This window comes from Acidimicrobiales bacterium (assembly GCA_016794585.1).
Lineage (GTDB): Bacteria > Actinomycetota > Acidimicrobiia > Acidimicrobiales > DATDAH01 > JAEUJM01.
Genome location: JAEUJM010000015.1, coordinates 83,718 through 95,172, shown reverse-complemented (window position 1 = coordinate 95,172; position 11,455 = coordinate 83,718). Strand labels below are relative to the sequence as shown.

The 11,455-nt window shown below is 74.1% G+C and carries 11 protein-coding genes and 1 tRNA gene; 8 read left to right on the top strand and 4 right to left on the bottom strand.

All coding sequences use genetic code 11. The features are described 5' to 3' along the window. The 3 genes from JNK12_08300 (at position 1) to JNK12_08290 (ending at position 4,380) form a co-directional block, all read left to right on the top strand. Positions 1 to 972 carry a hypothetical protein gene (locus JNK12_08300; GenBank protein ID MBL8775916.1) on the top strand — a complete coding sequence of 324 codons (972 nt, stop codon included), beginning with the start codon at positions 1 to 3 and terminating at the stop codon, positions 970 to 972. Next, a complete protein-coding gene (locus tag JNK12_08295; protein MBL8775915.1) occupies positions 969 to 2,066 on the top strand; it encodes an ArsA family ATPase in 1,098 nt (365 codons plus the stop codon). Before JNK12_08300 ends, JNK12_08295 begins: the two co-directional genes overlap by 4 nt. A 187-nt stretch (positions 2,067 to 2,253) precedes the next feature. Next, positions 2,254 to 4,380 carry an S-layer homology domain-containing protein gene (locus JNK12_08290; GenBank protein ID MBL8775914.1) on the top strand — a complete coding sequence of 709 codons (2,127 nt, stop codon included), beginning with the start codon at positions 2,254 to 2,256 and terminating at the stop codon, positions 4,378 to 4,380. A gap of 6 nt (positions 4,381 to 4,386) precedes the next feature. Here JNK12_08290 and JNK12_08285 read toward each other — a convergent pair whose 3' ends face one another. Beyond that, on the bottom strand, positions 4,387 to 4,737 hold the full coding sequence (locus JNK12_08285; protein ID MBL8775913.1) for an STAS domain-containing protein: 351 nt from the start codon (positions 4,735 to 4,737) through the stop codon (positions 4,387 to 4,389). Between the two features lie 81 nt (positions 4,738 to 4,818). On the opposite strand from JNK12_08285, the gene JNK12_08280 reads away from it, so the two are divergent. Then, on the top strand, positions 4,819 to 5,226 hold the full coding sequence (locus tag JNK12_08280; protein ID MBL8775912.1) for a response regulator transcription factor: 408 nt from the start codon (positions 4,819 to 4,821) through the stop codon (positions 5,224 to 5,226). Positions 5,227 to 5,299: 73 nt separating this feature from the next. After that, positions 5,300 to 5,376 (top strand) — tRNA-Pro (locus JNK12_08275). Between the two features lie 23 nt (positions 5,377 to 5,399). Here JNK12_08275 and JNK12_08270 read toward each other — a convergent pair. Next, complete coding sequence (locus tag JNK12_08270; GenBank protein ID MBL8775911.1) at positions 5,400 to 5,633, bottom strand: hypothetical protein; 234 nt, start codon at positions 5,631 to 5,633, stop codon at positions 5,400 to 5,402. 226 nt (positions 5,634 to 5,859) lie between these two features. On the opposite strand from JNK12_08270, the gene JNK12_08265 reads away from it, so the two are divergent. Together JNK12_08265 and JNK12_08260 are read left to right on the top strand one after the other, a co-directional pair. After that, on the top strand, positions 5,860 to 6,813 hold the full coding sequence (locus JNK12_08265) for a Rieske (2Fe-2S) protein (GenBank protein MBL8775910.1): 954 nt from the start codon (positions 5,860 to 5,862) through the stop codon (positions 6,811 to 6,813). A gap of 10 nt (positions 6,814 to 6,823) precedes the next feature. Further along, positions 6,824 to 7,279: a hypothetical protein gene (locus tag JNK12_08260; GenBank protein MBL8775909.1), complete on the top strand. Its 456-nt coding sequence runs from the start codon at positions 6,824 to 6,826 to the stop codon at positions 7,277 to 7,279. Between the two features lie 45 nt (positions 7,280 to 7,324). Here JNK12_08260 and JNK12_08255 read toward each other — a convergent pair whose 3' ends face one another. Further along, the gene (locus JNK12_08255) at positions 7,325 to 8,029 is read right to left on the bottom strand and encodes an ABC transporter ATP-binding protein (protein MBL8775908.1); all 705 of its coding nucleotides are present in this window, start codon (positions 8,027 to 8,029) and stop codon (positions 7,325 to 7,327) included. Beyond that, entirely contained in the window at positions 8,026 to 9,795 is a 1,770-nt protein-coding gene (locus JNK12_08250) for a hypothetical protein (protein MBL8775907.1), read from the bottom strand. The genes JNK12_08255 and JNK12_08250 overlap by 4 nt, the downstream gene beginning before the upstream one ends. A 23-nt stretch (positions 9,796 to 9,818) precedes the next feature. Between JNK12_08250 and JNK12_08245 the strand changes: the two genes are divergently transcribed. Next, positions 9,819 to 11,414: a DUF2207 domain-containing protein gene (locus JNK12_08245; GenBank protein MBL8775906.1), complete on the top strand. Its 1,596-nt coding sequence runs from the start codon at positions 9,819 to 9,821 to the stop codon at positions 11,412 to 11,414. The last annotated feature ends 41 nt before the right edge of the window (positions 11,415 to 11,455 follow it).

The window sequence follows — 11,455 nt, the reverse complement described above, 5'->3', positions numbered from 1 at the left end:
GTGGCCGGGAAGGGCGGTGTCGGCAAAACGACCGTGACCGCCGCGCTCGCGCGCACGGCAGCGCTCGCCGGCCTCACCACCCTCGTCGTCGAGGTCGAGGGCAAGAGCGGCCTGGCCACGCTGTACGGCCAGCCGCCCTTCGCCTACGACGAGGTCGTGCTCTCCCCCGGCGGCCCTGGGGGCGCCGCCGACGTCATCGCCCGCACCCTCACCCCCGACGAGGCCCTGCTCGAGTACCTCGGCGACCACGGCCTCAACCGCATCTCGCGCCGCCTGGTCAGCTCGGGCGCCCTCGACGTCGTGGCCACCGCCGTGCCGGGCATCCGCGACATCCTCGTACTGGGAAAGGTCAAGAGCTTGAGCCGCGAGCCCCGCCTCGACCTCGTCCTGCTCGACGCCCCGGCGGCGGGCCACGCCATCACGTTCCTGGGATCGGCCCGGGGCCTCGTCGACGCGGTGAAGGTCGGGCCCATCAACACCCAGGCCCAGGACGTCATGGACCTGCTCCGCGACCCCGAGCTGTGCCGGGTGCTGCTCGTCACCCTGCCCGAGGAGACGCCGGTGAACGAGCTGGTCGAGACGGCGTTCAACCTCGAGGACCAGGTCGGGGTCAGCCTGGGCCCGGTGATCGTCAACGGCGTCTACCCCGAGCTGGCGGGCATGGAGGCCGACCCCGAAGCAGCGGCCCGTGCCGCAGGCGCCTCCCTGCGCCCCGGTGAGGCGCAGCACCTGGCCGACGCCGCCGCCTTCCGCCGCGAGCGCACCGCGCTCCAGACCGAGCAGGTCCGCCGCCTCGCCGAGGACCTCCCGCTCCCCCAGATCGCCCTCCCCTTCCTGTTCAGCGCCGACCTCGGCCCGGCGGACCTGGCCGTCCTCTCCGACGCGATGCGCGCCGGGATCGAGGCGCTGCCCGAGCCCGCGTCCCCCGCCGGCGCGCCCGCCGCCGCTGCGCCAGAGGAGGCCGCCCGATGAGCACCCCGCCGGGGCTGACCGAGCTGATCGCCCGTTCGAGCATCGTGGTGTGCACGGGGTCGGGCGGCGTCGGCAAGACCACCACCGCCGCCGTGCTGGCCCTCGAAGGGGCCCGACAGGGTCGCCGCACCGTCGTGGTGACCATCGACCCGGCCAAGCGCCTGGCCGACGCCCTGGGGCTCGAGGGCCTGTCCGACACGCCGAGCGAGATCACGGGCGACTGGCCGGGCCACCTGTCGGCCCTGATGCTCGACACCAAGAGCACCTTCGACGGCCTCATCGCCAAGTACGCCGGCAGCCCCGAGCAGACCGAGGCCATCCTCGCCAACCGCTTCTACCGCAACATCTCCTCGGCGCTGTCGGGCACGCAGGAGTACATGGCCATGGAGAAGCTCTACGAGCTGCACGAGGAGTCCGACTTCGACCTCGTGGTCGTGGACACGCCGCCCACCCGCAACGCGCTCGACTTCCTCGACGCCCCCCGCAACATCACCCGCCTGCTCGACCACCGCCTCTTCCGGCTCCTGATGGCCCCCACCCGGGGGATCGTCAAGGCCCTCAACGTCGCCGCGCAGGCCTTCCTCCACACGGTCTCGAAGGTGGTCGGGGGCGAGGCCATCGACGACGCCATGACGTTCTTCCACGCCTTCGAGGGCATGGAGCAGGGCTTCCGCGACCGGGCCGCCCGGGTGCTCGAGCTGCTCTCACATGACGACACCGCCTTCGTGCTCGTCGCCTCCCCCCGCCGCGACACCGTCGAGGAGGCCGGCTTCTTCGCCGAGCGCCTCGGCGAGGCCGACATCGCCGTGCGGGCCCTCATCGTCAACCGCATGCACCCGCGCTTCGGGACCGAGACGGCTGTGGCCGCCCGGGAGCGGGCCGAGACCTTCGCCGGCACGGACCTCGGCGGCCTCTACACCAACCTCGCCGACTTCGCCCTGGTCGCCTCCCGCGAGGAGGAGCACCTCCGCGGCCTCGCCGCCAAGGTGGCGCCGGCGCCGGTGGTCCGGGTGCCGTTCCTGGCCACCGACGTGCACGACCTCGACGGACTGGCCACCGTCGGCACCCACCTGTTCGCCGCCGCCGACCGCTGATCGACCGGCTCCGGTCTCCGGCCTCCGGTCTCCGGCCTCCGGTCTCCGGCCTCCGGTCTCCGGCCTCCGGCCTCCGGCCTCCGGTCTCGGAGTCCCGTCGCGGCCCGATGTCCGACGGCCGGACCGGCGCTCGAAGGCCGGCGGGCCCGGTCCTTGAAGGCGACCCGCGCGGTGCCGATGGCAACAGGTGGCGAGGAAGGGACACGGCGGGCGGGTCGTCGCCGCGCTGATCGTGCTGGTGGCGGTGAGCGCTGCAATCGCGTCGGTCACCCGCATGGACGGCCCCCGCCCCGGCTGCGCGCCCGGCCAGGTACCCGTCGCCACGGTGGGCGGTGTCGCCCTGTGCACCCACGGGCCCGACACCAGCGGGTCGCTCGGCGCGGCGGGCGAGCCCGCCGAAGCCGGCACGCCCCGTGCGGTCGCCTGCATCGGCAACGGCACCAGCGGCGCCCGCGTCCAGGCGGTCTACGCCCGGGCCTCGGGCCGCGCCGACCGCTACGCCGTCCTCCTCCCCGAGCTGCGCGCGGCCGCCGCCGACGTGGCCCACCTCGTGAACCGCAGCGCGGCGCAGACCGGCGGCGAGCGCCACGTCCGCTGGCAGACCACCAAGCGGGCCGTCGACCCCACCTGCCAGGTCGACGTGGCCCGGGCCACCGTGCCCGCCGACGCCGCCACCGACTTCGGCGGACTCGTCGACAGCCTCGCCGCCCAGGGATTCGATCGCCACGACCGCAAGTACGTGGTGTGGCTGGACACCGCCACCACCACGTGCAGCGGCATCGCCACCCACCTCGACGACGACCGGCGCGGCCAGGACAACTTCAACAACACGTCGGTCGGCTACGCCCGCGTCGACGACTCGTGCCTGGACCACGGCGGCGTGGCGGAGACCCACGAGCTGCTCCACCTGCTCGGGGCCGTCCAGGGCTCGGCGCCCCATGCCAGCCCCGAGGGCCACTGCACCGACGAGCACGACCTGCTCTGCTACGACGAGGACGGCTCGGGCCCCTTCCGCACCGCGGTGCGCTGCCCGTCCAGCTCGCTCGAGCGGCGCCTCGACTGCCACGACGACGACTACTTCTCGACCGACCCGGCACCCGGCAGCTACCTCGCCACCCACTGGAACGCCGCCGACAGCCGCTTCCTCGACGACGAGGCGCCGGTCGTCGTGCCGAGCCCGACCGACGACCCGCCCGCCAACGACGCCTTCGCCGGCGCGCCCGTCCTCTCGGGGTACGCAGGGGCCACGCCGGGGACCGTGGCGGGCGCGACGTTCGAGGAGGGGGAGGCGCCGGCGGCCTCTGGCATCGCCGGATCGGTCTGGTACAAGTGGCGGCCCCGGGTCGACGCACAGGTGTCGGTCGACACGCGCGGCACCGCCGGCGACACGGTGCTCGCCGTGTTCACCGGCGCCTCGGTGGACGCGCTCACCCCGGTCGGGGCCAACGACGACGCGCTCGACCTCGCCCCCCAGAGCCGGGTGACGTTCACCGCCGTGGCGGGCACCACCTACCGGATCGCCGTTGCGGGGCGCGGCGCCACCACCTCGGTCAACCTGCGCTGGGGCCCGCCGCCCCACGGCTTCACCGACGCGCTCCCGGGCGCCCGGGTCGAGACCGCGGTCGGCTGGTCGGCGGCGTTCGGCGTGATGCCGGGCTGGCCCGACCGCACCTGGCGACCGCGCCTGACGATGACCCGCAGCAAGGCGGTGGCGACGTTGTGGCGCCTGATGGGCGCGCCGCCAGCCGCCGACCCCGAGCCCCCACCGCCGACCACGACGACCACCGCGCCCGCCCCCACCACGACGACGGCGGCGCCCGCCACGACCACGACGGTCGGACCGACCACGAGCACGAGCACGACCGTGGTCACCACCACGACGAGCACCACGGCTCCGGCCAACCCCAGTCTGGGCGAGGCCGGGACGCCGCTCCCGTTCACCGATGTCGGGCCCGCCGCCCCCTACCGGGCCGCGCTCGAGTGGGCGGTGGCCGAAGGGGTCGTCCCCGCGGCGAGGACCTTCCGTCCGACCGACCCGCTGACCCGGGGCGACCTCGCGGCGTGGACGTGGGCGGCAGCGGGTCGCCCCGGCGCCACCGAGGTGGCCGCGTTCACCGACCTCGCCGGCAGCTCGCCCTACCGACCCGCGGCCGCATGGGCCACCGAGCACGACCTGCTCGCAGGGTACGGCGACGGGACGTTCCGGCCGACGGCGACCATCACCCGGTCGAAGCTGGCCCTCGGCCTGTTCGCCCTCGCCCAGGACCCGGCGGCGTGGCCGACGGGCGAGGCCCCGCCGACCGTCGTCTTCTAGTCGCGCTCAGTCGTCCTCGACAGGAGCGGCCAGCGCCTCGGCGGCGCTCTCGACGGTCTCGGTCACCGAGACGATGCGGTCGAAGCCGGTGGTGTGGAGCAGGCGCGTCAGTGTGGGACGGCTGCACGCCACCGCGACGTCGCCGCCCGCCTCGCGGGCGCGGCGGATGCCGCCGATGAGCGCCCCGAGGCCGGCCGAGTCCATGAACGGCACGTCCGAGAGATCGATGAGGAGGCGGTTGCTGGAGGTGAGGCCACTGAGGGCCTCACGGAACTCGCCGACGGTGTAGGCGTCGAGCTCACCGACCGGCCGGCACAGCGAGTACGGCCCCGGGTGTTCCACGTGGATCTCGAGCACGCCCGCGACGGTAGCCAAGGAACGGCGCCGTCCGGGCCGAGATCTTTTCCGGACCCCTCCCCGGTCAATAGGGTGGCGACCGTGCCCAACGTGTTGCTCGCCACGGATGCCGACTGGATCTTCGACGAGGTCGACGCCGCCCTGAGCGACGACGACACCACCGTCGTGCGCGTCCGCTCGGGCCGCGAGGTGATCGACGCCGTGGCCCGCCACGAGCCCGTCCTCGTCCTGCTCGACCTCCAGATCGGCAACATGGGCGGCTTCGCCACCTGCCTCAACCTCCGCCAGGAGGAGGGCTCGGGCCGCCTCAAGCCCCGCCCCATCCTGATGCTGCTCGACCGCCACGACGACCAGTTCATGGCCGGGCGCATGGACGCCGACGGCTGGCTCATCAAGCCCCTCGACGCCTTCCGCCTCCGCAAGGCCGCCCAGGCCCTGCGCACCGGCTACACGTGGTTCGAAGGCGCCGACACCCCCGCCCCCGCCTGACCGTCTCCCGCCGACGGTCGCCGGAACGCGCTTGGGGCGCGGCCGGTCCGTTCCGGTAGCATCGGTGACCCACCGGGAAGTGGCGCAGTTTGGCAGCGCGCAGCGTTCGGGACGCTGAGGCCGCGGGTTCAAATCCCGCCTTCCCGACCAATGCCTCTCCCGCTCAGGCGGGATCAGGCGGCTCGTCGCTGGGCGATGCGCCAGAACACGCGGGAGAGCCAGAGGCCGAACGCCACCTGGAAGACCAGGGAGAGCAGGCCGACGGCAAGGCTCTCGTCGCCGGTCGCCATCTCGATGATCCTCAGCAGGACGCCGACCGCGGTGATCACCAGCGCGCCGAAGGCGAGCCACACGAACAGGCCGCTCGGCTCGGCGGTGAGCTCGCCCTCCACCGCGGGATCGACCATCGCCGAACACTAGAGCCGTCCCGGCCGCCGGGGCGGCCTGCGCAGCGCGTTTGACGAACGGGACGACGCTTGACCGTGGGGAGGTGAACGGGGTTAATTGCCGGGTCGTCACCGACTGGTGACACACGTCGACGGTCCGTGGGCGAGAGCGGGGTCCACGGGCTGTCGACCACGACCGCCGGTCGAGCAGCTCGGCGCAGGGTCACCCATCGCCTAGGTTGACGCCGTGGCTGACTCGGCGGAATTGACCGTCCCGGCGCGCCGCTACAGCGAGCGCCAGTACGTCTTCGAGGAGAACGAGCACGTCTGGCGCAAGGCCTGGCTGCTCGTCGGGAGCACCGATCACGTCGCCGAGCCGGGGGACTACGTCGAAGCCCGCTTCGGGCTCGCCCCGACGATGGTCGTGCGGGGCGACGACGGCCGCCTGCGGGGCTTCGAGAACGTGTGCCAGCACCAAGGTGCGCCGCTGTGCCTCGGCGCCGGCGGTGGCCTCACCCAGATCGAGTGCCAGAACCACCGGTGGGCATGGGACCTCGCCGGCCGCCTCCAGGCCGTCGACTTCGGCGCCGCCCCCAGTGCCGGCCAGGAGATCCCCCTGACCCCGCTGGTGGTCGAGACCTGGGGCCCGTTCGTGTTCGCCAGCTTCGATCCCGGCATCGGGCCCCTCGCCGACGACATCGCCACGCTGGCTACCACCCTCGACGACGCCGGCATCGACCCCGACGGGCTGCGCTGTCGCTCTGTCGTGTCGACGCTCACCGGAGGCAACTGGAAGTCCCTGCTCGACGGGGTCTCCGCCGTGGGCGACGTGCCCGACCTCGGGGCCCGCCAACTGCCCGACCTCGCCGTCCGTGCCGATGCGTCCACGGGCACGGTCACCATCGTGCGGGTTCGCCCCTACGTGTCCATCGACCGCGCGGTGTTCGACGTCCTGGTGTTCGAGCCCCGCCCCGAGGGTGCGGCGGCGGCCGGGCCCCGACCGCTCGACGTCACCCTCAAGAAGGACGACGAGGTGCCCGCGGACAGCGGCGTCGACCCTGCGCTGATCGCCTACGCCCGCAACCAGCTCGGCGCCGTGCCGCCCACCGAAGACCTCGTGGTCGACCCTTCAGCGGCCCCCGACCTCGCCGCGCTGCACGCCTGGCTCGACGAGCGCCTGCCGTCGGCCCCCGCCGGCTGAGAGGACGCCCGTGCTGTTCGAGAAGCGCCTGAAGAAGAACGGCGTGCGCTGCGACGCCGTCGTGGTGACGAGCACCAGGACGGCGAGCTCGGTGGGGAGCACCCCCGCCGACACCCGGGTGATCTGGAAGGTGGAGGTCGAGGTCCGCCCACCGGGGCGCGCCCCCTTCCCCGACGAGGTGAAGGTGAAGGTGCCGACCGGCCAGAGCGGGCCCATCGCCGGCACGACGTTCCCCGCCTGGGCGCACGCCGAGAAGGACGAGGCCTACGTCGAGACCGACGGCGCCGAGGCCCTCGAGACCACGATGAACGCCCGCCTCGCCGCCGCCGGCCTGCACGTCGACGTGCCCGAGGGCGTGACGGACCCCGCCGAGATGACCCGCATCCTCTCCGCGCAGATCGAGGCCCAGCAGGCGGCGCAAGCCGCAGACGCCGGCACCGACGACACGACGCGAACTGGCGCCTGATCTACTGGCCAGCGCCCGCACATCGGGCGCCAGAACGAGGGGCCGTCAGCTGACCAGGGCGAGGACGTCGGCGGCGGCCGCGTCCCCGTCGAAGATCACCTCGCCCTGGCGCAGGGCGATGCAGCGCTCGGCCTTGTCGACGTAGTTCGGGTCGTGGGTGGCCACGACCAAGGTGGCGCCAGCGGCGTGGCGCTCGTCGAGCAGCTCGACGAGGGCGGAGCGGCCGCTCAGGTCGAGGCCCACGAAGGGCTCGTCGATGAGCAGCAGCTCGAACGGACGCGTGAGCCCGATTGCGAGGGCCGTCTTCTGGCGCAGGCCGCGGCTGAAGCGGGCGGGGAGGTCGTCCACGCGGTCGGCCAGGCCGAGACGCTCGACCACGTCGGCCTCGGCGTCGCCGTACCCCTCCGTGCCGTGCAGGCGACCCAGGTAGTCGATGTGCTCGCGCACGCTGAGGTCGTCGTAGAGCACCGGCTCGTCGGGCAGGAAGGACGTGAGGGCCCGGGCCTCGAGCGTCCCCGAGAAGTTGCCGTCGATCTCCGCGTCGCCCTCGGTCGGGTCGAGCAGGCCGGCAACGAGACGCAGGAAGGTGGTCTTGCCCGAGCCGTTGTGGCCCACGAGCACGACGCTCTCGCCACGGGCCACCTCGAGGTCGAGCGGGGCGAGTGCCTGAGCCTCGCCGTAGGACTTCGACAGCCCGTCGGACACCAGCATGGGCAGGGGCCCCTGCGGCTTCTTCTTGCGCTTGCTCACGATCGCTCCAGTCGGGTGGTCACCTTGCGGGCGGACGGCTTGGCGCCGGGCCGGGCGGTGGACCGCGGGGCCGCACCACCCGTCGACGAGGGACCGGCGCGGCCCGAGTCGCCGTCGTCGTCACCGCCACCGCCCCCGGCCGTGGCCGTCGCCGGGGTGACGCCCATCCCCTGCATCTCCTGCATGTTGCGCCACCAGGCCTTGATGGCCGCCTGCTGCTGCACCCAACCGCCGACGAGGCCGGCCAGGATCACGACGAAGAACCCGGAGGTGACGGCGGCCTCGTAGGGGTTGCTGCCGTTCTCGGACGCGATGCGGGCGAACACCACGGGCAGCGTGCCGAGCGTGGCCACCAGCGGCGGCCACACCGTGCGGAAGGCGGTGCGGGCCCCCTGCACCTCGGGGGGCACGAGCTGCCAGTTGTCCGAGGGCTCGGGGGCACCCATGAGCACGCTGATCACGGCGCCCGCACCCCCGGCCAGTGCGGCAGGGAGGAGGCAGATGGCCGCCAGCTTCACGGCGTCGACCGACGGGTCGACGACCACCGCGGTGATGGCCGCGACGATCGCGATCTTCACCATCACCAGCGCCGCGATCGGAAGGTGGCGCACCATGATGTAGCCGTCGGGAAGCGGCAGCGCCTCGCGCCGCCCCGGGTGGTCGGTCTCCTGCGCGAGCGGCTCGATGGCGTCGAGCCCGCCCACGAAGAGGGCCAGACCCGCCACGACGGCGAGGGGGATGGTGCCCTCCCACACCCCCCGCAAGGCCAGGCCGGCGGCCACGCCCACCACGACGACGCGGCCGATGCGCGCCGCGGGCCAGCGCAGGACGCCGCGCATCCCGCGGTGCCAGATCGGGAACCGTCCGTGGTGGCGCTCGCGGATCCACGGGGTGGCGCGAGGGAGCTCCATCGCGAGCTGGCGGCGCAGGACGATGACCGTGCGGAGGTCCTGGAGCGTGGCCGCGAACTTGAGCTGGCCCACGAGGCGCGTCCGGCGCTCGGCCGACTCGAGGGACACGCCACCGATCCCGGCGATCCCCGCCACCACGAGCAGAACGGCCACGACCACGGGGATGGCGCCGACGGCCTGGAAGTCGATGGGCCAGAGGGCGACCTCACCGAGGAACGCGGTCGGCGAGCTGGGCAGGGCGTCCAGGGCGTCGCCGATGGCCCAGATCAGGAGGACCCCGCCCAGCACCGACGCCTGCCAGTGCCGGAGCCGGTGGCCCGAGGCGAGGAACGCGCAACCCATCGTGAGGGCCACGGTGGCCGCGGCGAAGAGCGCGTCACACGCGATCCATGCGAGGGGGGCGCCCCCGAGGCGACGCACCGCGAGCTGACCGGCGATGGCGCCCACCACCACCGCGATGAACATCGAGAAGCGCAGCTGGCGCAGCGCGGGGCTCTTGAGGGCGGCCCGGCGCGGCACCGGGGACAGCAGCACGTGACGCACGTCGGGTGCCTCGAGGGCGATCGGTCCACCCCTGGCCCCGGACCGCAGGCCCATGGCGACCCCGAGGGCGACCAGCACCCCCAGCCACGCTGGCCCCTCGTGCAGGACCTGGTCGATGCCGCTCTGCGAGAGCTCGTCGCCGCTGACCAGGCCGGAGACCACCAGCACGGCGCCGCCCCCGAAGATGGCCGTGAGGTACACCTGGTACAGGGCGTCGACCCAGTGGATCTTGGCGACCCGGTTCCGCCGCCGGGCCGTACGCAGGGCGGCCAGCGCGGCGATGCTGTCGGCCGGCGCCACCGTCGTCATCACGCCGGGCATCGTACGCTCGCGGCGTGCCGGGACCGCCATCGCCCCAGGCCGCGCTGCTCCTCGGCGCCGAGCTGGCCGAAGAGGCCTCGCTGCGCCACGACGCGCTCTTCCTCGCCGTCGGGATCCTGGGTGCGGCGCTGCTGCTGATGGCGCTCGTGGCCGTGGCCACCCGCCCCGCCCGCCCGACTCCGGGAGAGGCCACCATGGAGCTCGGCGACGAGCCGCCCGCCCTGGTCGACCTGCTCACCGACGACTTCGAGGTGACCTCCGAGGCGGTCCCCGCCACCCTCCTCGACCTGGCCGCCCGAGGATGGCTCGAGCTCGAGTCCTACGGGCCGGAGCAGACCATCTGCCGGCTCGACCGTGGCGACCACGGCCCCCTGCTGCCCTACGAGCGGCGGGTGCTGGACCACCTGCACGGCATCGCCGTCGGCGGCGTCGTGCCGGCCGAGGCGCTGACCACCGGGCCGGCGGACGTCTCGGCCTCGTGGTGGCGGGGGTTTCGTCGCGAGGTCGTCGCCGACGCCCAGGCCCGCGGGCTGTGCCGCCGCCGCTGGCCGCGCTGGGTCGGTGGCGTCGCGTGGGTCGCCACACTGGCGGCGGGCGGCCTCCTCTGGTTCGGCGGCTCGGACACGACCGAGTCGACCGCCGCGCCGCTCCTCATCGCCGTGATCGCCGGCGTCCTGCTCACGGGCGCCGTCGCCGGGCGCATCAGCACCTCCGACCGCCAGCGCGACACCCCGGCCGGCCTCGAGGCCGGGAGCCGGTGGCTGGGCGTCCGCCGCTACCTGGTCGAGCACGGCCAGTTCGACGATCAACCGGCCGCCGCCGTCGCCGTCTGGGACCGCTACCTCGCCCACGCCGCGGCCATGGACCTCGCCGGCCTCGCGGTGCAGCAGCTCCCGCTGGGCGCCGAGGACGACCGCCACGCCTGGAGCGCGGTCACCAGCGAGTGGCGGCCCGTCCTCGTCGACTACCCACGGTTCGAGCCCGGCTGGGGCCGGCACCCCGCCGCCGCGATCACCCTCGGCCTGCTCGGAGGCGGCCTCACCCTGGCGTTGATGTGGGGCGCGTGGCGCTTCGCCGACGACACCACCGTCGGGGGGCTGCTCGACGGGACCGACCCCGACCTGCGGCGCCGGGCCGGCTGGGCGGCGCTGGTGGTGTGCGCTCTGTGTCTGCTCCCGCTGGGCTACGCCGCCACCGCGCTGTGGCGCGGCGTGCTCGACTGCTTCGCCACCTCGACGGTGGAGGGCCTCGTCCTGCGCACGCGCCGCCGCGAGGGCGCCTTCCAGGTGCCGAAGTGGATCCGGTACTTCACCGAGCCCGAGCGGCGGGGTCAGAAGGAGGCCGAGCCCCGCTGGTACGTGGCCGTCGACGACGGGGAGGCCCCCCGGGTCGACGCCTGGCGCGTGCGCCGGCGCATCTACCAACAGGTCCACCAGCACCAGCTGGTGCGGGTGGAGGTCCGGCCCCGACTCGGCCACGTCCGCTCGGTCACGGCGCTGACCCCGGTCGCCCCGGAGGTCACCACCCCCCGGGCCGCAGCGGTCGTCGACGTGACCGAGGCGTCGGCCGCACTCCTCGCGGCCGCACGCGCCCTCGCCGAGCAACGCTGAGGCGCCGCCGAAAAACCGATCAGGGGGCCCGTTGACACAGG

Coding starts and splice junctions, on each gene's coding strand:
- JNK12_08270 (MBL8775911.1), bottom strand. CDS start 5,633: ATGGTCGATCCCGCGGTGGAGGGCGAGCTCACCGCCGAGCCGAGCGGC.
- JNK12_08295 (MBL8775915.1), top strand. CDS start 969: ATGAGCACCCCGCCGGGGCTGACCGAGCTGATCGCCCGTTCGAGCATC.